Source organism: Pseudomonas extremorientalis, assembly GCF_024584605.1.
Lineage (GTDB): Bacteria > Pseudomonadota > Gammaproteobacteria > Pseudomonadales > Pseudomonadaceae > Aquipseudomonas > Aquipseudomonas extremorientalis.
Window position 1 is genome coordinate 2,334,661 of sequence record NZ_CP089519.1, and the last position, 21,449, is coordinate 2,356,109.

Sequence of the window (21,449 nt, forward strand, 5' to 3'; positions counted from 1 at the left end):
GCTCCAGAAGTTGTGTTGCCTACAGAGCAACGCTAAGTGAACTTAGTTGCTCTTGCTGCTTATCGTGGGCCGGCGCACCCTGAATTGGCAAGTACGCAGACCCACAAAAACAACTGGAGACTCGTATGCCAACCTCCCTGGCGCCGGCAGAAAGTGCAGCCATTTCTGCCCTCTACCACAAGCTCAACTGGCGGCTGTTGCCGCTGTTGTTCATCGGCTATGTCTTTGCGTACCTGGACCGCATCAACGTAGGCTTTGCCAAGCTGCAGATGCAAAGTGACCTGGGCTTGTCCGATGCTGCCTACGGCGCCGGCGCGGGGATTTTCTTTATCGGCTACGTGCTGTTCGAACTGCCCAGCACCCTGATGCTGCCCCGCATCGGTGCGCGTAAAACCTTTAGCAGGATCCTTGTGCTGTGGGGTATTACCTCGGCGTGCATGTTGTTTGTACGGGACGTGCCGACGTTCTATGCGATGCGTTTTCTGCTCGGCGTATTCGAAGCCGGGTTCGCTCCCGGCATGATCTATTACCTGTCGCGTTGGTACGGCCCGAACCGCATGGCGCGGGCGATTGCCGTTGTGTTTATCGCCGGCCCCATGGGCGGCATTCTGGGCGGACCCTTGTCGGCCTGGCTCATCACCACGCTTGCCGGTGTCGGCGGTCTGGCCGGCTGGCAATGGATGTTTTTGATTGAAGGCTTGCCCTGTGTATTGCTCGGCGTGCTCATGTACTGCGTGCTGTCCGACCGGCCCGCCGATGCGCCTTGGCTGAATGAGGCGGAAAAACAGCTGCTGGAAACCGAACTGGGCACGGCGAATGCCCGCAGCCATTCGTTCCGTGCGGTACTGCGCGACCCTAAGCTGTATGTCCTGGCTTCGGCGTACTTCTGCATCATCTTCTCGATCTACGCCATGAGTTTCTGGCTGCCGGCGATCATCAAGACCCTGGGCCTGCAAGACACCCAGCAAGTGGGCTGGTATGCCGCCATGCCCTATGTCGGGGCGGCACTGGGCATGTACTGGATCGGGCGCCGTTCGGACCGCCTGGGCGAGCGCCGGCTGCACTGCGCCGTCCCGGCGGCCACCGGTGCGCTCCTGCTGATGCTCTATCCCCTGGCGGGCGGCCACCTGGTGGGGTCGATGACCCTGCTGATCCTGTCGATCAGCATGATGTTCATGGCCTACACCGTGTTGTGGGCGATGCCCTCCGAGCACATCAAGGGCGACGCGGCCGCAGGCGGCATTGCCTTGATCAACACCATCGGCCTGTCCGGTGGTTTCTGGGGCCCGGCCATGATCGGCTGGGCCAAAACCGCCACGGGCAGCTTGAACACGGGGGTCGTAGCCGTGGGCTGCGTGTTCCTGTGCGCGGCGTTCGTGATCATCGCGACCAAACCGCGAGCGCGCACCGGCTCGGCGGGCGAATACAGCACGGGTCGAGTGGCCCGCCATCATTGAACACCCTGAGGAACCCAAGATGCTTCTATACCTGTCGACCTGGGCCGAGATCGGCCACTTTCTCGAGCGCAGCCGCACCATTGTCATCCCCATCGGCTCCAACGAACAGCACGGGCCGACCGGGCTGCTCGGCACCGACTGGATGTGCCCCGAGATCATTGCGTGTCAGGCGCAAAAAAGCGCCGATATCCTGATCGCGCCGACCTTCAATATCGGCATGGCCCAGCACCATATCGGCTTCCCCGGCACGATCTCATTGCGGCCCTCGACGTTCATTGCCGCGATCAGCGATTGGGTGCATTCGCTGGCGGCCCATGGCTTTGAAAAGATCCTGTTTCTCAATGGCCATGGCGGCAACGTCGCGTCCATTGAAGCGGCGTTTTCCGAGCTGTATGCCGAAGCCAGCTTTGCCCGTCGCCCGGCGGGGTTCGCCCTGAAGTTATGCAACTGGTGGGACCTGGAAGGCGTGGGCGAACTGGCCAAGGCGCAGTTCCCCACCGGCCACGGCATCCATGCCACGCCGTCCGAGATCGCCGTGACCCAATGGGCCTACCCGGACTCGATCAAGACCGCCGACTACTCACCCCGGATCGCGCCGTGGGGACCGATCCGCGAGGCCTTCGACTTCCGCGCCCGCCACGTCGATGGGCGCATGGGCTCGGACCCGGCGCAGGCCTCGCCGGAGAAAGGGCGAGACCTGGTGATGATGGCGGCACAGGGCTTGATTCGCGAAGTCGAGGCGTTCAGTCGCGAGCCAATAGTTCAATGAGCGATACCTGAGTCCTTGCCGGGCACCATGTCCCTGGCCTGCACCCACAACACCGCATCCTGCGACAGCGGCTTGCCCTTGTGGGTCTTGGTCGCGCCGATGTCGAGCGCGGCAATGCCCCACCAACCGGCGCGGGGCAGGCCCAGGGTCACGATGCCCTGGGCGTCCGCGTAGGTGCTCTGAGCGTTGAATGAAGCTTGCGGCGCGGTGACGTAGGCTGCCTGGCCGAAGCTGTTCTGCTCGATATCGACGGCATGGTTGAGGTATTCGATTTCGACTTCGGCGAATGGCACCGGTTTGCCATCGGCCAGTACCACGGCGCGGAACACGCCACCCGTCCAGTTTGCGTAGGGTTTGCTCAGCGGCTGGATCTCCACCGGCAAGCCCTGCGGCTCGGCCCAGTCGCCGGGGACGCCGCCGACGTTGACGATCAGCTTGGTGAACTGTTGGATGTACAGGCCTTCCTCGGCTTCCAGGTAGGGTTCGGGTTCGAGGACGAAAATATGGTCGCCCAGCGAGCGCATCAACTCCCGCGGGATTGAAGCACGATAGGCCGTCGCCTGATTGTCGCGGCTCTGCCACTGCACCGGCCGCAGGTATTGGCGTAGGTCGATGGTCTTGCTGCCGTGGGCGCTCACCTGGCTGAACGCCCGGGGCTTGTCCATCACCAGGGTGGGGCCGCCGGAAAAGGGGTGGGTGAACACCAGCGCAAACTCCAGCTTATCCCCGCGCTGTGGCGCCGTGTCTTCGACGTAGAGCATCTGGAAGTGGGCCTGGGCGGCACAGGCCACGCAGCCGAAAGTGGCGCCGGCGAGGGTTTGGAACAGTCGTCGTGTGAAGGTCATGGTCTGTTTCACCTGGAAATGTCGGCGGACTGGATGGTCGCGTCATGGTTGTCGCCACCCAGGAACAACACGGTGTAGTCGCCTGCGGGGGCCTGGAACGTATAGGTGTTGTCCGCGCCGATGCTGCCTTCGAGCAGCAGCTTGTTGCGGGCATCCTGGACACGGATTTTTCTCCCGACGGCGGAGCTGCCGTCGGTGTAGCCGGCCTCGCATTTCACCTGGTCATCGTGTTCGAGGTAGCAGTCGAACACCGGGCCATGGGCGAAGGCCGCCTGGCAGCACGACAGGGCTGCTGTCATCAGTATCAAACGGGTTGGACCCAAGGGTTTCATGAGCGCTCCACAGTCAAGGGTGTTGCAGGGGGGCGAAGGCCGCCAGCAAGGCGTCCAGGTTCGAACTCAGCAGGGCCTCGTAGCCGTTGCTTGCATCGGCGCCGGTGTCCAGGAGCACCAGGCGTGCGCCACCGTCTTCGATGGCCTTGGCGATCCTGGCGTCCGGCGCCCACTTGTGCACGACGACGCGAATGTCACGCTCGCGCAGGTAGCGGGTCAGCGCAGCACAGTCAGCGTCGCTCCAATCGATGTCCTGCCGTACGAACCAGCCGTCGACATAAATGCCGAACTCGCCGAACAGGTAGATGAATTCGTCGGCCAACGACAGCACGCGCAGGTCCGGCACCGCCAGCAGCCGGGCGCCGTAGTCGGCCTTCAGTCGGCGCAAGCGGCTGTCGAGTGCGGTGAGGTTGCGCTCTATGCGTGGCGCGTCTACGGGAGACAAGCGTTCCAGGTCGGCCGCGATCAGCGCCGACATGCGCATGGCGTTGACGGGGCCGAGCCAGGCATAGGGTGACAGGCCGTCGTCGGCCACTTGCGCGCCCGCCCAGGGCACGTCGTTTGGCGGCACGCGGGCCACGGCCACGCCGGGCTTGATGGCGTCCCAGGAATGTGACGCGTCGATCTCGACGATCCGCAGGTTGTGGCGACGGGCCGCGGCATACAAAGGATCGGCGCGCCACAGGCTGCTCAAGGTGACCACCGCCGTCGCCTGCTCGAACACACTGGCGTCCAGGCGTGACAGCGCATTGGCCTGGCTTTGCAGGGACACCGCCGCATCTGGCGGCACACGCACCACCTCAAGGCGAGTGCCGTCGCCGAGTGCCGAGGTGAGTGCATACAGCGCCGGCAACGCCACCAGCACCTGGTCCGCCTGGGCCAGCAACGGGCTGCCCAGCAGTACCGCCAACAGCGCCAGTCTTGGGCGGCACGTAGCATTCAGCCATTTCATACGCTGGCCCCTCTGAACCGGGCCGTGGTCGCCCGAATGACGGTGGTGACGACGAACACCAGTGCCGCAACGATCACGATGGCGCCGCCCGTGGGCACGGGAATGTGGAACTGCATCGGCGCCAGGATGCCGACCACGCAGGAAAACGTCGCGATCAACACGGCGCGGGTTACCAGTGCCGGCAGTGAATGGCTGATGTTGCGGGCCGCCGCTGCCGGTATCAGCAACAGCGCTTCGACGAGCACGGCGCCGATGATTTTCAGGCAGGCCACTGTGACCAGGGTGACCAGCACCACGAACAGGTAGTCGACGCTGCGCACCCGCACGCCGCGCGCATGGGCCAGGCTTGGGTTGAGGCTGGCCAGCAGCATGCCGTTGTACAGCGGCAGCCCGATCAGCGCGCAGATCGCGGTGACTACCAGCAACACGTTCATGTCGGTGTGGTCCACCGCCAGGATGGAGCCGAACAGCACGCTCTCCATCACATGGGTGTTGATCTTCGCCGACACGAACAGCAGCAGCGAGGCGCCCATTGCCAGCGAGATCGACAGGAACACGCCGATCAGCGTGTCATTGGCCAGCGTGGTGCGATGCTGGGTGTACTTGAGCGTCAGGGCGAACAGCAGGCAGAAGCCGAACATCGAAAAGTAAGGCGAGGTGTAGGACTCGCCGATCAGCACGCCAATGGCCACGCCGGTCATCGCTGCGTTGCCCACCGATTGGCTGAAGAATGCCATGCGCTTGATCATTACCATCGAGCCGAGCACGCCCAGCAGCGGCCCGATCAGCACCGCGCAGAGCAATGCGTTGATCACGAACTCGTACTCGAAGGGTTGCGGCAGCACGCCCGTCGCAGCGAGCGCCTGGAGGTGCTCGCGAATGAAGTCGTACAGCGCGTTCATCGCACGTTCTCCCATTGGGCGGGGCTGCCATGGAACGACACCCGTTGATTAATCACCGTGACCGATTGCGCAACGCGCCTCACTTGTTCAAGGTCGTGGTTGATCCACAGGATGGTGACGCCTCGGTCGTGCAGTTCGGCGACCAACGCCTCCACCAGGCGCACGCCGGGTTCATCGATGCCGGCGGTCGGCTCGTCGAGGATCAACAGCCAAGGCACCGGGCTGATCGCCTGGGCCAGCAACACACGCTGGCGCTGGCCTCCGGACAGACTGCCGAAGGGTTTCGCGCCCATCGCCGCCACGCCGGTACGCGCGAGGGCCGCAGCCCTGAGTGCCTTGGCTGCGCGGCTGGAACCCAGGAAGGCCGGTCGGCGTTGGCCGAGCATGGCCATCACGTCGTTGACGGTCATCGGCACATTGCGGTCGAAGTCCAGCAGCTGCGGGACATAGCCCAGTGGCGTGGTGATCTCGCCCTCCAGCCGTACCGACCCCGAATGCGGCATCTGGCCCAGCAGTGTGCGCACCAGTGAAGTCTTGCCGCCGCCGTTGGGGCCGACCAGACAATGCAGGGCGCCGGCCTCGACCCGGAAACTCACGGCATCGAGCACCCGGGTGCCGCCCAGTTGCAGGGACACGTTGTCAAACACGATGGCAGGTCCATGCATCACGGGGTGCTCCTGGCTGGCTGGGTGAACTCAATGGCCTGGGCCAGGGTTTCGAGGTTCTCGGCCATGGCCACCTCGAACTCGTCCGCGCTATAGGCGTTGCCGGTGATGTGCGACAGCGCGAAGACCTTCACGCCGGTGGCGGCTTCGATCGGTTTGGCCAGGTCGAGGGAGAAGTTCTTCTCGGCAAACAGTACGCGCACGTTGGCGCGCTTGATGGCCTCGATGGTGTTGGCCAACTGGCGTGCCGTCGGGGCCACGCCATGGCGTGGTTCAATCACCGCGCTGACGAACAGGCCGAACTCCTGCATCAGGTAGTCGTAGCCGGCATGGGTGGTCGCGCAGCGGAACGCCGACAGGTCCAGCGCGGCGAAGCGGGTCATGAAGCGCGCGCGCAACTCGCGGATCCGCGCGGCATACGCCAGGGCGTTGTGGCGGTACGTCGCTGCGTTGTCCGGGTCCAGTTCGCCCAGCCGGCGGGCGATCTCGAACACCTGCTGGATCGCCGCGGTGGTGGACACGAACGTGTGTGGGTTGACCACCTTGACCCCGCTCTGGTCGCCCGCGATGGGAATCAGGGCCACCGATGCATTGGCCTGGATGATCGGCAACGTCGCCGTGCGCCCGGCGGCCTTTACGATCTGGAAAGCCCATTCATCGTGGCCGATGCCGTTGACCACCAGCACATCCAGGTTCATCGCCCGGGTGATGTCGTCGGGTTGCGGCTGGTAGTTGTGCGGGTTCGCCTCGGGCGGGATCAGCGCAATGACCTGCGCCCGGTCACCGACGATGTTCGCCACGAAACTGTAGTAGGGGTGGAGCGTGACGCCGATCCTGAGCGGTTTGCCCGAGGCGGTCGCGGTGCCTGCGAGTGCAACCACAGGCATCAGCATCAACAGCGCAAGGCATCTGCGCCACCGTGACGGGCGTTGGGTAGCGGTAGTCATGGCTGGGTTCCTTTGACACGTTCGACTTCGCTGGCGCCGTCGTATGGAATGACCTGGCGCCAGCCATCGCCGACCAGCGACTCGGGCTTGACGATGCCAGGGTAGGGCGCGTTCGGGTCGGGATGGACCCAGATCGTCGCTTGGTTGGCCCACATCACACCGGCGTGGGCGTGACCGATGACCAGCAGGTAGGCGCTCTGGCCCGTGGCGCGGCCGCCAGCGCCGTAGTACACCGTGGCACCCTGGCCCTGGGTGGCTTGCGACACCTGGTTGGCGCTCGGATCCGCCGGTGCATGGGCGTCGCCGGAAAGCCCGTGGGCCTGGTGGGTACCCGGCAAAATCAACTGCCATTGCACCTCGCCATGGGTCTTCCAGAAACCATCGCGGTAGAAAGGCGGCAACAGCAGCTTTTGCGCATGCTCCAAGGTGATCCAGCCGCCAGTGTCGTTGTTGAACCAGATGATTTCCTCGCCGGCCGGCAACAGCGCGCTATGGATCGCCTGGTCGACTGCGCCCAGACCGTCGAAGGAGCGCACCTGCCAGCTCAAGGGGATGGGCGGGCCGGCTTTCTGCGGGCGCAGGGCCACATAGCCGGCCACGCCGGCGATCACGGCCAGGGTCGCCAGCAGCAGTGCCAGCGACTCCCAGCGCCCGGAGCGCGGGCGCACCACCGTGATTGCATCGCTCAGGCTGGCCATCAGAGAAACGCAATCCAGCGGCCGAGGAAAATCACCCCTGCCCACAGCGCCAGTGAACTGAAACCCGCCACGCGTGCCTGGCTGGGCGGCGGTAGCGTGGTGTCCCATTCGCCGATGCGGCGAAAGGCGCCCAGGTGGAACACCCCCATGTTCAGCCCGGCCAGCACCAGCAGGCCCATCTTCCACAGGAACGCGGTGTTCTGCACATAGGTCGTGCCATTGGCGCAGAACATCAGCAGGCCGGTCATCACGCACACCACGAACGCGACCCAGGTGTAGGGCAGCAGATCCTGGATCAGCTTCAGCGCACTGCGCCGATGGGAGGCCACGCCCAGCAGGCGCAGGTCCACCACGGCGATGGTGCCGTAGACGATGGCGATGCCGATCACATGCACCGATTCAAGCAATGGGAAGACCGAGCCCGACTCACGGATGAACGCGGCGACGGGAGTGTCCTGGAGGGTTTGCAGCAGCGGTTGGATGTCCATGGCGAGTACCTCAAGGCTTGGGTTGAAAACGCTTAGATCGTGTAGGCGATCCAGCGACCGCAAATGATCACCGCGCACCACAGGCCGATCGACAGCCAGGCCAGTGCCTTGATGGGGCGCTTTTCGCGCTCATCGGGGGCTCGCAGCAGTGGGCGCCGCAGGAGTAACGTCAGGGTGAACGCCGTCACCACCAGGACCATCTTCAGCCAGAACGTGGTGTTGACGAGTACCCGGTCGGGCTCGGCGATGATCATGATCAGCCCGGTGAAGAGCAGGACCATGAGGGCGTTGCGCATCCACGGGTAGTAGCGGCGCACCACAACCCGCAAGGGCTCGTCCGTGGCGAGCACCCCGGCCAGGCGCAGGTCGCTGACCAGCGCCGAGCCGAACAGCACGGTGATGGCGATGATATGAATGCTCTGGACCGTGGGGATGACCCAGAGGACGTCACGGATGGCGGTGCTCAAGGGCGTCGCATAGAGCCAGGCAATGATGAGTGACGATGACATCGGCGTACCTTCCTCGTGGGGTTAGAAGTCTTGGGGCGTGGCGATCGGGCGCAGGCCCGCCGCATCGTCTGGAAGCAGGTAGCCTTCCTTGACCGACTGGGCCTTGGCCTCTTCGAATTTCTGGGCGTAGCGGTTGAAGTTTCCATAGCGCCGGCCAAGCACGTCCTTCGCATAAGGCACCTTGGTGTCGTAGATCAGCCCGCAGCCGGTCTCCTGGTCGGTGAGGTAAGTCGCGCTGGGCACCTGCACCCACGGCGGGCGCACGCCGCCCAGCAGGTTGCCGGTGGAGGGCGCGCGCGCAGCGGCTTTGCCGTCACGCACCACCCGGGACGCACGGGGCATGGGGGTGCCCTCGCGCACCCATTGATCCATGCGCTCGAGCAGCGCCGACACCACCAGTTCCACCGGTTCGTCGTACAGCGTCTGGCAACGTGGGTCGTCGCCCTTGCCGACATCGGCGGCGAACCGTTCGGTATGCTGCGTGCCGAGGTCGGCCAGGCGCAGGTGGGGCATGCCGGTGACTTCGTAGTAGCGCACCTGCGGGCTGTCGGTGTCCGGCGGCAGGGGGATGCCTTCGAGCACGTCATGCATCAGTTCGGACTGGCTGTAGACGGTCACGAACGGCACGCCCTCGGGCATCCGGCGTGGCAGCCGGATCACGTCGCCACCGACTTCGCCATAGGCCATGCGGCCGGTCATGTAGGCATCGATCAGTGGTGTGTCGTCGGGCATGCGCCATTGCTGGTGGCGGCCCTGGTCGAGGTAGTCCATCCAGACCTGGGCGGTCACCGCCCAGCTGTTCACATACACGCGCTGTACGGCGAAGCCGGCCAGTGGACCTTGTGTCGCCGGGGTCTTGAGCAGCAACGCGAGTTGCGCGCCGATGCCCTGGGATTGCGGCACGAACGGGTCGGGCGCGTTGCCCCGGGTGAAACGTTGCGGGTCGTAATAGGTACCCAGCGGCGCGTACCGTGCGAAGTCGAAGCGGCGCATGAACTCGAAGTTCACGATCCGCCCGTACTGGGTAATCCCATCGGCCTCGGCCGCCGGGGTGTCCGCGATGAACTTCGGATCAACGGCCGGCTGGTTGAGGTTCAGGGTGTACCCGACAAACGCATAGCCGCGCCGCAGCAGGTAGTCACGGGTCAGGATCCAGCCGGCACCGCGCTCGCCGAACCAACTGAACGGCTCGATCACCACGGTGCCGTTGAACCGCGCCGGGTCCATTGGCTTACGCACCAGGATGCGCGTGGTGTAAGGCGCCTCCAGCAGGGTTTGACCCGCGGCGGTAATGGCCGGGGCGACGCCTTGCAGGTAAAACTCTTCCTCGGTGTAGCCGTACCTGTCGAGGTCGCTGTATTCGGTGCCGGGACGCCTGGCCGACGACAGCGGCAACTGGCCCGACGGCGGGATGGCAATCGCCGTGGGCATGCGTGGCACTTCTGCCCACGCGTTTGCCGTGAGGGCCAGCGATAGCAGCATGCAGCCGAGGATTATCGAGCGTTCCATGCGGTCAACCTCACTCAAGGCTGAGGGACGCCTTGCCCTCGCTGTCGATCACGATCTGGTTGTTTTCGCAGACGTACTCCTGGATGGCGTAGCTGGAGCGTTTGTACTCGAAGGTGAAGCGATAGGGCGTGGCAAGCACCTGCGGGTCTTCGATCAGCACCTGGTCTTCCAGGCGGTCCGGCCCGCGCAGGCGGATGCGTTCGGTGATCTTCATGTCCGGGCCATGGGGCACGTCATAGAACCGCACATCCGTACGCACCCGCTGGGTCTCCACCACCAGGGTGTCGCCTTCCCAGTGCCCACGGGAATGGCCCTGGTAGAGCGGGTCGAGCTTTTCCTTGGGCGGCATGGCCTGGTTCAAGCGGATGCGGCGGACCTGTTGCAGGTACTCGCCGAGCACGATCACGTCCTGGTCGTCGTGGATGATCTGGATCGGGAACAGCGCCGCCATCAGTGTCGGCATGCCCTCGGGCAGGCACCGTGAGCTGGTGGTGGCCAGCGGCGTCCCGGCTTCGTTGGCCGCCGCCTGTTTCTTCTTGAGTGCGGCGTATTCGGCGGCGTAGGGCGCCTTGAGGTCCATCGGCCCGCCCGGGTGCACAGGGTCGTCCGGGTTCTCGCCGAACCAGTCGTCCGGGGTTCTTTCCCAGGTGCCGCTGATGTCGGGGCGGTGTTTATTCGGTGTTGTCGCGGCGTTGCCGATGCCGGCGCAGGTCACGAGGACCACGGCCAGGGCGAGCAAGGTTCGTGTCGGTTTCATGGGGTGTCTCCACGCGGCGGATCGATGCAGTTCGGATGTCGTGGCGCAGGGCAGGGGCGATCTATCCGCCGCCCGAGAGCACCACGTCGCCGATCTTGATCTCGACAAGGAGCCCGCCGGGTTCACCGTTTTTCAGGGGCTTGAAGGACACCTCGGCGATGTCGCCGGCCTTGATCGAGTCCGCGCTCCAGCCGGTGCGTTGCAAGGCGTTGACGCTGCCGGTCTCGATCTTGTAGCGCTGGGGCGGCGGCCCGTCGGCATCGAGGTAAAGGGTGATGTGGGGGTTGGTCCAGGCGAAGCGCTCCACCACGCCCTTGACCGTGACCGTGCGGGTCTGGTCGAACAAGGCGAACGAATGGTGGGCGGTGGCGACCGACGACAGCACGCTGCAGGCAGTGAGAGTCAGCAGACACAGCGCCTGACGGAACAGCGGGGAGGGGGATGAAACGCTCATGACGGGTGCCTCGGTTTTTTATGGTTCTTATGGGCCCAGCATAGGGGGATGGCGTTCTCGGGCCGTAGCCCAAAACGGCAACCAATGAGGGAGGAGGGGGGAATGTTTTGAGCAGCCCCGCACATGCTGATTTGGGTTACCGCCTGCACGCCGCAATCGGAACACTCGTGTCTCGCCTCATAAATATAAAAACAGGAGAGACGTCATGCGCACCCCCCCCTATGCCCCCCTGCTTTCGCTGGTTGCACTCTGTGCCTTCGAGCCGCAGGCCCACGCCTACACGCTCTATAACGAAGACGACGGCGGCACGCTGCTGAACGCGGAACTGGGCGCCGGCTTTGGCTGGTTCGGCAGCACCCGCAACTACCTCGGCGACCCGCAGAAGGCGCCCGGCAGCATGCGTTGGCAGGAAGGCTATGCCAAATATGGCCTCAACGGCTCGACGGACAAGCTCATCGCCGGGTCGGTCTACGGCGGGTTCAGCCTGCTCAGCTCCGGCACCTGGGGCGATGGCGACACCGGTGCGATCACTGCCGGCAACGAGCGCCGCACCGCGGTGGAAGATGCCTTCCTGGGCTGGCGCTCAGGTGACCTGGTGCCCGTCCTGGGCCAGGACGGCGTCGACTTTTCCTTCGGCCGCCAGCTGGTGACGGTGGACGGTTTCCTGATCACCGACGATGGCTTCAACCCCGGCAATGCCTTCAGCCCCATCGAGGGTGTGCGTGACGGGCGCTTCAACCGTGGCGGCGCGTTCTACCTGGGCCAGCGCCTGGCGTTCGGCAACACGGCGGTGCTCAAGCTGGGTGGCAAGGATGGCCTTCACGGCAGCCTGATCTGGCTGAAATCGGATAACCCCGGACAGTCCAAGACCGAAGTGGCGGCGGCCACGATTGACTACACAACGCCCCTCGGCTCGATCGGCTCTACCTACGTTCGCGGCCTGGATGTGGAGGAGCGCTACGCCTTCGGTGATCGGCTCGAGCGCAAGGGCATGAACATCTACAGCCTGCGCGGGCAGGGTAATGCCGGGATCGAGAATGCCGACTTTGCCTTCGAAGTGGCGCGCCAGGAAAAGCGTTCCGGCTCGCAGCGGGCGATGTTCTTCGACGCGGGCTATACCTTCGCCGACGTCAAATGGCAGCCGACCGTGAGTTATCGCTATTCGCGTTATTCCGAAGGCTGGGATTTCCTGTTCCAGGGTGGCTTCCGCAAACGCTACCAAGGTGAGATAGCGACGAATTACGCCGGTTCCGTGACCTCGAACATGCGGATCAACGATGTGCTGCTCTCCGTCCGGCCCACCGATACATTGACCCTCAATGCGATGGCCTTCGATTACCACCAGCTTTCCCGCAAGCAGGAGCGGGATTTCAGCGCCCGCGAGGTCGACCTGTTCCTGGACTGGATGGTGACGGATAACATCACGCTGTCACCGCTGATCGGCTTCTACAAACCCGAGAAGTGGTTGGGCAATGGCGGTCTGCAAAGTGGCAGTGCGTCGACCAACACCTACATGCAGTTCATTGTCTGGGTGACGTTCTAGAAGGGAAGGGCGTCGGCGCCTGGCGCCGACGCCTGGTTGTTTCAGAGCATGCGGCGCAGCACGTCGTTGCGCGGGTCTTTGTCGTAGAAGCGGTGCTTGAGCGCCCCTGCGATGTGCAACACGATCAGCACCAGCAGGGTATAGGCGAGTGTTTTGTGCAGCCATTGGAACACCACGAACCAGTCGTCATTCTTCGGCAACAACTCGGGCAGGTTGACCCCGAAAAAGAACACACCGTCGCTCATGGTGAAGGTGCTCGACATGGAGTAGCCCATCAGCGGCACGATCACCAACAGCGCATACATCGCACGTTGGGTCAGTCGGGATAACACCTGTTCGTAGCGTTCCAGGGTTTGCAGCGGTTGCGGAATATTCGGAGTGCGCGAGCGCACGGCGATCTGTGTCAACACCAGCAGGAACGCCAGCACCCCAAAGGATTTGTGCCAGGGGTAATAGAGCTCGAATTTGCTCGCCACTTCATCATTCATACCGGTCATGTGCCAGCCGGCCCACAGCAGGCCGACGACGAGCACAGCGCGCACCCAGTGCAGCAGGCGCAGGGATGTTGGATAACGATCGATTATGGTTGGGTTTTCTGGGTTCATCACGGTCTCTCCAACGATCATCAAAAATGCACCGTTGAGTGAGCCACCCTGGCGATATCGAGGGTGGCTCGCTCAGTGCGCTGGCTCAGCCGGGCATCAGTACGGTGATCACCTTCTCTTCGGTGTAGGCCAGCGCGCCACTGAAGCCGCCTTCACGTCCGATTCCGCTGGTCTTGACGCCGCCCCAGGGCAGGTTGGCGTCCAGCGGGCTCCAGCAGTTGATGCCCACCGCGCCGGCTTTCACCGCTGCGGCGACACGGTGCGCACGCACCAGGTCGGTGGTCCACACCGTGGCGGCGAGGCCATAGGTGGAGTCGTTGGCCAGCGCGATGGCCTCGTCTTCCGTGTCGAAGGGGATCAGCGTGCCCACCGGGCCGAAGATCTCGTCCTGGGCAATCGCCATGTCGTTGCGGGCGTTGGCGAAGATCGTCGGGCGCACGAACCAGCCGCGTGCAGGGGTGGACACGCCGCCGGCCAGCAGCGTAGCGCCCTGGTCGATGCCCAGCTGGATGTAGCGGTTGACGCGATCGAACTGCGCTTTCTTGGCCACTGGCCCCATCTGTACGCCGGGCTGGCGCGGGTCGCCCACGTTGACCGCCTGGGCCGCTTCGGCCAGCGCCGCGCCGAAGCGCTCGGCGAGGCTGCGCTGGACGAGGATGCGCGAACCGGCCGCACACACCTGGCCCTGGTTGGCGAACAGGCCAAGGGCACAACCGCGCAAGGCGTCATCGAAGGAGGCGTCGTCGAAGACAATCTGCGGGCTCTTGCCGCCCAGTTCCAGGGCCACGCGCTTGAACAGCACGCCGGCAGTGCGCTGGATCTCGCGGCCGGCCTCGGGGCTGCCGGTGAAGCTGATCTTGGCGACGTGTGGGTGTTCGCACAGGGCGCGGCCCACTTCGGCGCCGTAGCCTGTGACCACGTTGATCACACCGTCCGGGAAACCCGCTTCCTGCGCCAGCGCCGCCAGGTGCAGGGCCGACTGCGGGGTCTCTTCCGATGGCTTGACCACCACGGTGCAGCCTGCCGCCAGCAACGCGGCGAGCTTCCAGACCGTGATCATCAATGGCGAGTTCCACGGCACGATAGCGCCGACCACCCCCACCGGCTCACGCACGGTGTACGAGAGGGTGCGGGTGCCGAAGTAGCCGCCGGTGGGGATGGTGCGTCCTTCGAGCTGGTTGGCCCAGCCGGCGGCGGCGCGCAGGTGGGCGATCGCATTGGGCAGGTCCATGCGGCGCGGCTCGATGGGGGAGCGGCCGATGGCGTTGGCGTCCAGGTCGGCGAGCCGTTCGCTGTCGCGCTCTACCAGATCCGCCAGTTTCGACAGCAGCCGGCCACGCTGGGCGCCGTCGAGTTGGCTCCAGGCGCCGCGTTCGAGTTGCTCGAGCGCAGCACCCACGGCGCGGTTGACGTCGTCGGCCGTGCCGCGTGCCGAACGGGCGTAGACCTGTTCCGTGACCGGATCGATAAGGTCGATGCGGCGTCCATCGGAGGCTTCAAGCGACGCGCCGGCGATGAAGTGATTCAAGTGTTCAGTCATGTTGCGCTCCATGAGTCATGCCTTGAGGGCGGCCAGGGCGTCGCCGAAGATGTCCAGTGCCTTGAAGAACAGCGAACGGGAGATGGTCAGCGACGGCATCACGCGCATCACGTTGCTGTAGCGACCGCAGGGAATCATCAGCACGCCGTGGTTGAGCAGGTAGCCCATGAGCTGGCCGATCTTTTCACCCGCCAGGGGCGCCTTGGTGACTGGGTCTTCGACCAATTCGATACCGATCATCAAACCGCGCCCGCGCACTTCGCCGACCAGTGGGCTGTTGAAGCCGCGAATGTAGGCCTGGGCTTCCAGGCCCAGCGCATGGGCACGGTTGAGCAGGTCCAGTTCAGGGTCCTGCAGGATGCTGATGTTGGTCAGCGCCACGGCCGCCGACAGCGAGTTGGCGGCGAACGTGTTGGGCATCGAGCCATCGGGAATCTTTGCCGCCAGGTCCGAGCGCATGATCAGGCCGGCCATCGGCAGATCGCTGCCGATGCCTTTGCCGAAGGTGAGCATGTCCGGTTTCACGCCCGAGTGTTCCACCGCCCACATCTTGCCGGTGCGCCCGGCGCCGGATTGCACTTCATCGACGATCAGCAAGGTGCCGCTGCGGTCGCAGGCCTTGCGCAGCAGTTGCAGGAACTCCGGCGAAGGCGGCACGTAGCCGCCTTCGCCCTGTACCGGTTCCACGATCACTGCGGCCACATCATCGGCGGCGGTGTAGGGCGTGTTCAGCAGGTAGTCCACGTAGTCGCCGGCGATCTGCTCGGCGCTCTTGTGGGTGGTGTCGAACGGGAAACGGTAGGCATACGGGTAGGGCGCGTGAATCACACCGCCCATCTGCGCGCCGTAGCCTTTGCGGTAGGCAGTGCCGGTGGTCAGCGCGCCCGACGCGTTCCACACGCCGTGGTAGCCGCCGTGGAAAGCAATGATCTGGTGCCGCCCGGTGATGCGCTTGGCGAACTTGATCGCGGCTTCCAGTGCATCGCTGCCGCTTTGGGTGAAAAAGGTGATGCAGTCACCACGCAAGCCGTCCGGCGCGATCTCGGACATCTTGGCGGCCAGCTCGGTGCGCCGGGTGCTGTTGATTTCCAGGGCATGCATCAGCACTTCGGACTGTTCGCGGATGGCCTGCACCACTTTGGGGTGGCAACGGCCCACGCTGCTGACGCCGACGCCAGCGGACAGGTCAATGTAGGTATTGCCGTCCGGGTCCTTGAAGGTTGCGCCGAACGCGCGGTCCATGGCCACCGGCATGCGCCCGCCGCCACGGGCCATCGACTCGGTGCGCGCCGACAACGCCAGGGCTTCGCTGGCCTTGGGGCCGGGCAGGGCGCTGGAGAGGATGCGCGGGGCATCCGCGAAGTGCAGGGATTCTAGTGTGGCTTCACTCATGACGGTCTCTCTGACAGGTCGATTTACGTGTGCCGATCATCTCCGGTGCGCGTTCCTGACCGGTATCCCGAATCGGCACCTATACACGTGCCTGCTCCAGCCCGCCGGCTATCCCACAAACGATTTGCAGGACGTGTGCTATGTGCGACTATCGAGCGCAGCGGCGATCAAAAAAACAAGAATTTCTGGCAGAGGCTTGCGACTCCATGAAAAATCAGACGATCAGCCATTTTCGCGATATCCATGTGCATGCAGCCACCGTCCAGCAGTGGAGCCAGGACTACAGCCAGCTGACCGCCGGCTCCGCCGAAAGCACACTGATGCAGCTGACGACCGCCGGCTGCCACTTGTTCCTCGAACAGATCAACCAGCGTGTGGTGCAGAACGGCGTGGCCCCTCGGGGCAAGATGTGCTTCGCGGTGCCGATCAACGTGCCCGGTTCGATCCGCATGCAGGGGCGCGACGTGGACGACAGCAGCCTGTTCTTTCTGCACGGTGGCGAGGAGTTCATGTTCCACATGCCGATGGGCATGGAGCTGCTGTCCATCACCTTCGAGCGTGAGCTGTTCGAGCAGGCGCTGGAGCAGACCGCGTCGGCGAAGGAACTCAACCTGCTGCTGCGCCAGCCGGTGATCAAGGTGTCGCCCCAGCGTTTCGCCCAGGCGCGCCGCCGATTGCTCGCGTTGTTCTCCCAGGCCCTGGCCGACGATGACCTCGACAGCACGCGCGATCGGGAGCGAGAGATGGTGCTGGAACAGGCGATGCTCGGTGAGCTGCTGCAACTGATGACCGATCCGGCCTGTGACAAGCAGCAGCGCAGCCCCAGCTCTACGCGCAGTTTCATTGTCGAGAAATGCCACCGCCTGACCACCACGGAAATGATCAACGTGCCCAGCGTGATCGAGTTGTGCCAGCGGCTCCAGGTGAGTCGGCGCACCGTGCAGAACAGCTTCCGTGCGGTGGCCGAAACCACGCCGCTGAACTACCTGCGCTCGGTGCGGCTCAACGGCGTGCGCCGGGCCTTGATGTCGACCCGTGCCTGCGACCTCTCCATCGGCGATGCCGCTGCCCAGTGGGGTTTTTACCACCTGAGCCATTTTGCCGCGGAGTACCAGGAACTGTTCGCCGAGCTGCCGTCCCAGACGGCACGCGCCGCCATCAGCGGTTTTGCGCGCGGCTGAACCTTCACCGATTTTGAACGACCTGAGAGCACCTTCGCTGCTTGCGCAAGGTGAGGACGTGCGTGACCGATTTGGGCTACCGCGACGTTCGTTGGCAGGCATAGGATCGATTCCAGCGTGCAACAACAACGATAAGCGACTCGGTGACGGTGAGTGGTTGACTGTGCCGATCCAACAGCGACTGCCTCATACAATAAGGTCAACAACATGAGCGTATCTCTCCCGGTCAACCCCTCCACGGAACTCAAGCGTGGCGCCCTGGGCGTGGGTTTCATCATCTTCTTCGTGGTGTCGGCGGCGAGCCCGTTGAGCGTGATCGCCGGTGGCTTTCCGATTGGCATCATGCTCGGCAACGGCGCCGGTACCCCGGCATTGCTGATCCTGGCCCTGCTGGTGCTGCTGGCGTTCTCGGTGGGTTACACCACCATGTCCAAGCACCTGACCAATGCAGGCGGCTTTTATGCCTTTACCTCCCGTGGCCTGGGTGGCTTGGCCGGTGGGGCGGCGGGGGTGCTGGCGATGTTTGCCTACAACATCCTGCAGGTCGGCTTGTATGGCATGTTCGGCGGGGTGGTCAGCGGCACCATGGCCAGTGTGTTCGGCCTGGAGTTGCCGTGGTGGGCGTACTCGCTGCTGGCGATGGCCAGCGTGGCGATATTGGGCTATCGCAAGATCGACCTGTCGGCGCGGGTGTTGTCGGTGGTGGTGATTGCCGAGTACCTGGCGATCCTGATCCTGGATTTCGCGATCCTCAGGTCAGGCGGTGACAGTGGCGTCAACCTGGCGTCGTTCAGCAGCCATCACGTATTCAGCGGCACGCCGTCCATTGGCCTGCTGTTCTGCTTCGCGGCGTTCATCGGCTTCGAGGCCACGACCATCTACGGCGAAGAGGCGAAGAACCCGCAACGCACCATTCCGATTGCCACCTACTGTTCGGTGCTGCTGATCGGCGGGTTCTACGCGTTGTCGGTGTGGTCGATGGTGGTGGGCGTCGGCGCGGACAAGATCGTGCCGCTGTTGCAGTCCTTGCAGGACCCGACGACCTTTATCTACGGCATGTCCGACCATTTTGTCGGCCCGCACCTGACCCAGGTCATCCGCGTGCTGTTCATGGTGAGTATCTATGCCGGACTGCTGGCGTTCCACAACGCCGCCGCGCGTTACTTCTATGCGATTGGCCGCGATGGGTTGCTGCACAGCCTGCTGGGCACCACCCATCGCGTGCACCAGAGCCCGCACATGGGCTCGGCCTTGCAAAGCCTGATTTCTGCAGTGGTGGTGCTTATTTTTGCTGCGATGGATGCCGACCCGATCCTGCAATTGTTCGCCTGGCTGTCGAACCTGGCCACGTTGTGCGTGATCTTGCTGATGGCGCTGACTTCCGTCGCGGTGTTGGCGTTCTTCCGGCGCCATCCCGAACTCAAGGTGGGGATCTGGCGTGCACGGATTTTCCCCGGTTTCTCCTGCCTGGCCCTGTTCGCAGTGCTGGCGCTGGCGGTGGTGCACTTCGATGTGCTGACCGGGGCCAGCCAGCTCCTGTCCTATGGCCTCTGCGCAATCATTCCCCTGGCCCTGCTGGGCGGTGTGTACCTGGCGGCCCGCTTGCGCAAGGCGTCGCCGGAACGCTTCCGGGCGTTGGGCAGCCACAAGCTCTAAGGCGTGCCCTGCGGCTGGCTCCTCCCCCGTCAAACACGGAAATGGCCCACCAGCTGCTGCTGGTGACTGGCCATTTCGCGCAGTGCATCACTGGCCTTCGAGGCCTCGTGCATGCGCTGGCTGAGGGTTTCGCTGATGCCTCGGATATCGCTGACCCGGTGGCTGATGTCGTCCACCACTGTGCTTTGCTCCAGGGCCGCGCTGGCAATCTGTTGGTTCATCTGTTCGATCACGTCCACGGCCTGGGAAATATCCGCCAGCGCGGCGCGGGTCTGTTGCACCTGGACCACGCTGCCGCTGGCTTGATCACGGCTCAGTTGGGTGCTGTGCACCACGTCCTCACTCAGCTGTTGCAGCGTTTCGATCACCGTGCGTACCTGTTCCACCGAGCGTTGGGTGTTGCTCGCCAGGTGCCTGACCTCATCGGCCACCACCGCGAAACCCCGCCCTTGCTCGCCGGCCCGGGCGGCCTCGATGGCGGCGTTCAACGCCAGCAGGTTGGTCTGCTGCGCAATGCTGCTGATGACATCCAGCACCTGGCCGATCTGGTGGCTGCTGTCGGCGAGGGCGGTGACGTGCTGGAGGGTGGCGTCCAGGCGCTGATCGAGGGCCTCGATGCTGCGCTCGGCTGTGGCGAACACCGCCTGGCCTGATCGGCTCGCGCTTTCGGCGGCGGTGGCGGCATCGGCGGCGCTGTGGGAGTGGCGCGCCACCTCCTGGGCACTGGCGCTCATTTCATGCAGGGCGGTGGCCGCCAACTCCACTTCGCGGTACTGGCGTTGCATGCCGGTGCTGACGTCGCGGGCAACCCCCGAGGAGGTGTCGGCGCTGTCGCGGGTGTCGCGGGCGGCGGTTTGAATGGCGCGAATCATCGGTTGCAAGGTGTCCAGGAAGCGGTTGAAGCCACCGGCCAGCCTGCCCAGTTCGTCGCGCCGCCCGGCGGGCAAGCGTTGGGTGAGGTCGCCGTCGCCTTCGACGATGGCATCCAGCAATTCGACCATCTTGAGCAGTGGGCGTGTCACGCCGTAGGCGGTCACCCAGATCAGCAGCATACCCAGGCCGCTGGCGAGCAGGCCCAGGCCAAGGTTGAAACCGTTGGCGGCGCGGCTTTTGCTGTCCAGCTCGCGTTGCATCTGCCGGGCGGGGGCCTGCACCAGGGCTTGCGGCACTTTGATTTGCAGGTGCCAGCCGGGGTTGCCGTCCACCACCTGCAGGGGCTGGCGGATATCGACAGTGTCCCCCGCGACGGCGCCGCTGCGTCCTGCTATCTGGCCGGCGGGCGACAGGATGCTGACTTCGCCGGCGCCCGAATACAAATCCTGGCCCAACTGGGCGGCGAGCTTTTGCAGGGTGTCGAGGCTGACGTCCATGCCGACCACGCCGAGTACCTGGCCGTTGGCGATCAGCGGCACGGAAATACTGCTCATCAGTACATCGCGGCCTTCCACTTGGCTGGTGTAGGGCTCCACCACGCAGGTGCGCCGTTGCGTCTGGGGGCAGCGGTACCAATCGGTGTCCGGGTCGGCGCCGGGGAGCGCATGGTTGGCGGTGATCTGTTCTTCGGTCAGCACATCCTGCACCAGCTGCCCCGGCAGGCTCTGTGACCAGTACAACGCAAAGCGCCCGGTTTCATTGCCGGCCAGGGCGCGTTGCCCGACAAACTCGGCGTCTGCGCCGGCCAGCGCGCCAGGCAACAGCACCACGTACAGGCCGAGCACGTGCTGCTGTTTGAGCAGGGCCTGGCGGGTCACGCTGACCAGCGTTTCGCGCAATTGCGCGGCGCTGAGGCGGCCCTCGAGAGTTTGCTCGCGCAGTTGCAGGACCTGCTCGGCGAACCCTTCGCCTACCAGGGCGCTGTCATTGAAAAAGCGCTCCACGTGTTGGCCATGGGCAACGGCCTGGGCCTGCAGGCGCGCCTCGGCGGCTTGCCGCAGCAGGTGACTGCTCTGCTGCTTGAGCAGATCGGCGCTCTGTTGATTCTGGTACAGGCCGGCACCGATCAGCGCGCCGACCACCATCAGCAGGCACAGCCCGCTCAGCAGGGTGATGCGCCATTGGAGGGTGAGGTGAATTGAACGCATGGCTGAGGTTCCTACGCAAGGCATCCGGGAGAAGGGCGGGGTGACGCGAGCATGCGGCGGGACGCGATAAGCGGCTATCCCGAATCGGCAAACGCTGTGGGCACGCCATGGGTGGCTTGACCTGTTTTGGGGCGGCGCTTCGGATGCTACCGATTTGGGATAGCGAG

21 protein-coding genes and 1 pseudogene are annotated in these 21,449 nt (G+C 64.4%); 5 read left to right on the plus strand and 17 right to left on the minus strand.

The window, feature by feature from the left end; all coding sequences use genetic code 11:
* The first annotated feature begins 125 nt into the window (after positions 1–125).
* Positions 126–1,457 carry an MFS transporter gene (locus tag LUU92_RS10635; RefSeq protein ID WP_257103575.1) on the plus strand — a complete coding sequence of 444 codons (1,332 nt, stop codon included), beginning with the start codon at positions 126–128 and terminating at the stop codon, positions 1,455–1,457.
* Positions 1,458–1,476: 19 nt separating this feature from the next.
* A complete protein-coding gene (locus LUU92_RS10640) occupies positions 1,477–2,226 on the plus strand; it encodes a creatininase family protein (RefSeq protein ID WP_222541423.1) in 750 nt (249 codons plus the stop codon).
* On the opposite strand, the gene LUU92_RS10645 is transcribed toward LUU92_RS10640, so the two are convergent.
* The 12 genes from LUU92_RS10645 to LUU92_RS10700 all read right to left on the minus strand — a co-directional run bounded on the left by LUU92_RS10645 (position 2,220) and on the right by LUU92_RS10700 (position 11,284).
* Positions 2,220–3,071: a DUF4198 domain-containing protein gene (locus LUU92_RS10645; protein WP_071489627.1), complete on the minus strand. Its 852-nt coding sequence runs from the start codon at positions 3,069–3,071 to the stop codon at positions 2,220–2,222. The two genes, LUU92_RS10640 and LUU92_RS10645, sit on opposite strands and share 7 nt — an antisense overlap.
* A gap of 8 nt (positions 3,072–3,079) precedes the next feature.
* A complete protein-coding gene (locus LUU92_RS10650) occupies positions 3,080–3,403 on the minus strand; it encodes a hypothetical protein (RefSeq protein ID WP_071489626.1) in 324 nt (107 codons plus the stop codon).
* A 13-nt stretch (positions 3,404–3,416) separates the two neighbouring features.
* A complete protein-coding gene (locus LUU92_RS10655) occupies positions 3,417–4,355 on the minus strand; it encodes a metal ABC transporter solute-binding protein, Zn/Mn family (RefSeq protein ID WP_257103576.1) in 939 nt (312 codons plus the stop codon).
* Positions 4,352–5,257, minus strand: coding sequence for a metal ABC transporter permease (locus tag LUU92_RS10660; protein ID WP_092249810.1), 906 nt, complete (start codon positions 5,255–5,257; stop codon positions 4,352–4,354). The genes LUU92_RS10655 and LUU92_RS10660 overlap by 4 nt, the downstream gene beginning before the upstream one ends.
* Complete coding sequence (locus LUU92_RS10665; protein WP_257103577.1) at positions 5,254–5,922, minus strand: metal ABC transporter ATP-binding protein; 669 nt, start codon at positions 5,920–5,922, stop codon at positions 5,254–5,256. The genes LUU92_RS10660 and LUU92_RS10665 overlap by 4 nt, the downstream gene beginning before the upstream one ends.
* Positions 5,922–6,869, minus strand: coding sequence for a metal ABC transporter solute-binding protein, Zn/Mn family (locus LUU92_RS10670; protein WP_071489623.1), 948 nt, complete (start codon positions 6,867–6,869; stop codon positions 5,922–5,924). The genes LUU92_RS10665 and LUU92_RS10670 overlap by 1 nt, the downstream gene beginning before the upstream one ends.
* On the minus strand, positions 6,866–7,567 hold the full coding sequence (locus tag LUU92_RS10675; RefSeq protein ID WP_257103578.1) for a DUF6162 family protein: 702 nt from the start codon (positions 7,565–7,567) through the stop codon (positions 6,866–6,868). The genes LUU92_RS10670 and LUU92_RS10675 overlap by 4 nt, the downstream gene beginning before the upstream one ends.
* Positions 7,567–8,055, minus strand: a complete 489-nt coding sequence (locus LUU92_RS10680; protein WP_071489621.1) for a DUF6644 family protein — start codon at positions 8,053–8,055, stop codon at positions 7,567–7,569. Before LUU92_RS10680 ends, LUU92_RS10675 begins: the two co-directional genes overlap by 1 nt.
* Before the next feature lie 32 nt (positions 8,056–8,087).
* Positions 8,088–8,564, minus strand: a complete 477-nt coding sequence (locus tag LUU92_RS10685) for a DUF6644 family protein (protein WP_257103579.1) — start codon at positions 8,562–8,564, stop codon at positions 8,088–8,090.
* A gap of 21 nt (positions 8,565–8,585) precedes the next feature.
* Positions 8,586–10,073, minus strand: a complete 1,488-nt coding sequence (locus tag LUU92_RS10690; protein ID WP_257103580.1) for an alpha/beta hydrolase domain-containing protein — start codon at positions 10,071–10,073, stop codon at positions 8,586–8,588.
* A gap of 10 nt (positions 10,074–10,083) precedes the next feature.
* Positions 10,084–10,830 carry a hypothetical protein gene (locus LUU92_RS10695; protein ID WP_071489619.1) on the minus strand — a complete coding sequence of 249 codons (747 nt, stop codon included), beginning with the start codon at positions 10,828–10,830 and terminating at the stop codon, positions 10,084–10,086.
* 61 nt (positions 10,831–10,891) lie between these two features.
* A complete protein-coding gene (locus tag LUU92_RS10700) occupies positions 10,892–11,284 on the minus strand; it encodes a DUF6152 family protein (RefSeq protein WP_071489618.1) in 393 nt (130 codons plus the stop codon).
* A gap of 205 nt (positions 11,285–11,489) precedes the next feature.
* Between LUU92_RS10700 and LUU92_RS10705 the strand changes: the two genes are divergently transcribed.
* Positions 11,490–12,827, plus strand: a complete 1,338-nt coding sequence (locus tag LUU92_RS10705) for an alginate export family protein (protein ID WP_257103581.1) — start codon at positions 11,490–11,492, stop codon at positions 12,825–12,827.
* Positions 12,828–12,868: 41 nt separating this feature from the next.
* Here LUU92_RS10705 and LUU92_RS10710 read toward each other — a convergent pair whose 3' ends face one another.
* The 3 genes from LUU92_RS10710 to LUU92_RS10720 form a co-directional block, all read right to left on the minus strand.
* Positions 12,869–13,432 (minus strand): cytochrome b, encoded by a 564-nt coding sequence (locus LUU92_RS10710; RefSeq protein WP_222541431.1) that lies wholly within the window; start codon positions 13,430–13,432, stop codon positions 12,869–12,871.
* 85 nt (positions 13,433–13,517) lie between these two features.
* Positions 13,518–14,972 (minus strand): aldehyde dehydrogenase family protein, encoded by a 1,455-nt coding sequence (locus tag LUU92_RS10715; protein WP_092249855.1) that lies wholly within the window; start codon positions 14,970–14,972, stop codon positions 13,518–13,520.
* A 15-nt stretch (positions 14,973–14,987) separates the two neighbouring features.
* Positions 14,988–16,364 carry an aspartate aminotransferase family protein gene (locus LUU92_RS10720; RefSeq protein ID WP_071489615.1) on the minus strand — a complete coding sequence of 459 codons (1,377 nt, stop codon included), beginning with the start codon at positions 16,362–16,364 and terminating at the stop codon, positions 14,988–14,990.
* A gap of 206 nt (positions 16,365–16,570) precedes the next feature.
* Here LUU92_RS10720 and LUU92_RS10725 point away from each other — a divergent pair, with 206 nt between their 5' ends.
* Together LUU92_RS10725 and LUU92_RS10730 are read left to right on the plus strand one after the other, a co-directional pair.
* Positions 16,571–17,545 carry a helix-turn-helix domain-containing protein gene (locus tag LUU92_RS10725; RefSeq protein ID WP_071489614.1) on the plus strand — a complete coding sequence of 325 codons (975 nt, stop codon included), beginning with the start codon at positions 16,571–16,573 and terminating at the stop codon, positions 17,543–17,545.
* A 207-nt stretch (positions 17,546–17,752) separates the two neighbouring features.
* On the plus strand, positions 17,753–19,201 hold the full coding sequence (locus LUU92_RS10730) for an APC family permease (protein WP_222541434.1): 1,449 nt from the start codon (positions 17,753–17,755) through the stop codon (positions 19,199–19,201).
* Positions 19,202–19,230: 29 nt separating this feature from the next.
* On the opposite strand, the gene LUU92_RS29175 is transcribed toward LUU92_RS10730, so the two are convergent.
* Together LUU92_RS29175 and LUU92_RS29180 are read right to left on the minus strand one after the other, a co-directional pair.
* Positions 19,231–20,073 carry a methyl-accepting chemotaxis protein gene (locus LUU92_RS29175; RefSeq protein ID WP_371322052.1) on the minus strand — a complete coding sequence of 281 codons (843 nt, stop codon included), beginning with the start codon at positions 20,071–20,073 and terminating at the stop codon, positions 19,231–19,233.
* A gap of 15 nt (positions 20,074–20,088) precedes the next feature.
* Positions 20,089–21,306 (minus strand): annotated as a pseudogene (locus LUU92_RS29180) (PDC sensor domain-containing protein); the annotation flags it as partial.
* Between the last annotated feature and the right edge of the window lie 143 nt (positions 21,307–21,449).

Coding starts and splice junctions, on each gene's coding strand:
- LUU92_RS10635 (WP_257103575.1), top strand. CDS start 126: ATGCCAACCTCCCTGGCGCCGGCAGAAAGTGCAGCCATTTCTGCCCTC.
- LUU92_RS10640 (WP_222541423.1), top strand. CDS start 1,477: ATGCTTCTATACCTGTCGACCTGGGCCGAGATCGGCCACTTTCTCGAG.
- LUU92_RS10645 (WP_071489627.1), bottom strand. CDS start 3,071: ATGACCTTCACACGACGACTGTTCCAAACCCTCGCCGGCGCCACTTTC.
- LUU92_RS10650 (WP_071489626.1), bottom strand. CDS start 3,403: ATGAAACCCTTGGGTCCAACCCGTTTGATACTGATGACAGCAGCCCTG.
- LUU92_RS10655 (WP_257103576.1), bottom strand. CDS start 4,355: ATGAAATGGCTGAATGCTACGTGCCGCCCAAGACTGGCGCTGTTGGCG.
- LUU92_RS10660 (WP_092249810.1), bottom strand. CDS start 5,257: ATGAACGCGCTGTACGACTTCATTCGCGAGCACCTCCAGGCGCTCGCT.
- LUU92_RS10665 (WP_257103577.1), bottom strand. CDS start 5,922: ATGCATGGACCTGCCATCGTGTTTGACAACGTGTCCCTGCAACTGGGC.
- LUU92_RS10670 (WP_071489623.1), bottom strand. CDS start 6,869: ATGACTACCGCTACCCAACGCCCGTCACGGTGGCGCAGATGCCTTGCG.
- LUU92_RS10675 (WP_257103578.1), bottom strand. CDS start 7,567: ATGGCCAGCCTGAGCGATGCAATCACGGTGGTGCGCCCGCGCTCCGGG.
- LUU92_RS10680 (WP_071489621.1), bottom strand. CDS start 8,055: ATGGACATCCAACCGCTGCTGCAAACCCTCCAGGACACTCCCGTCGCC.
- LUU92_RS10685 (WP_257103579.1), bottom strand. CDS start 8,564: ATGTCATCGTCACTCATCATTGCCTGGCTCTATGCGACGCCCTTGAGC.
- LUU92_RS10690 (WP_257103580.1), bottom strand. CDS start 10,073: ATGGAACGCTCGATAATCCTCGGCTGCATGCTGCTATCGCTGGCCCTC.
- LUU92_RS10695 (WP_071489619.1), bottom strand. CDS start 10,830: ATGAAACCGACACGAACCTTGCTCGCCCTGGCCGTGGTCCTCGTGACC.
- LUU92_RS10700 (WP_071489618.1), bottom strand. CDS start 11,284: ATGAGCGTTTCATCCCCCTCCCCGCTGTTCCGTCAGGCGCTGTGTCTG.
- LUU92_RS10705 (WP_257103581.1), top strand. CDS start 11,490: ATGCGCACCCCCCCCTATGCCCCCCTGCTTTCGCTGGTTGCACTCTGT.
- LUU92_RS10710 (WP_222541431.1), bottom strand. CDS start 13,432: ATGAACCCAGAAAACCCAACCATAATCGATCGTTATCCAACATCCCTG.
- LUU92_RS10715 (WP_092249855.1), bottom strand. CDS start 14,972: ATGACTGAACACTTGAATCACTTCATCGCCGGCGCGTCGCTTGAAGCC.
- LUU92_RS10720 (WP_071489615.1), bottom strand. CDS start 16,364: ATGAGTGAAGCCACACTAGAATCCCTGCACTTCGCGGATGCCCCGCGC.
- LUU92_RS10725 (WP_071489614.1), top strand. CDS start 16,571: ATGAAAAATCAGACGATCAGCCATTTTCGCGATATCCATGTGCATGCA.
- LUU92_RS10730 (WP_222541434.1), top strand. CDS start 17,753: ATGAGCGTATCTCTCCCGGTCAACCCCTCCACGGAACTCAAGCGTGGC.
- LUU92_RS29175 (WP_371322052.1), bottom strand. CDS start 20,073: ATGATTCGCGCCATTCAAACCGCCGCCCGCGACACCCGCGACAGCGCC.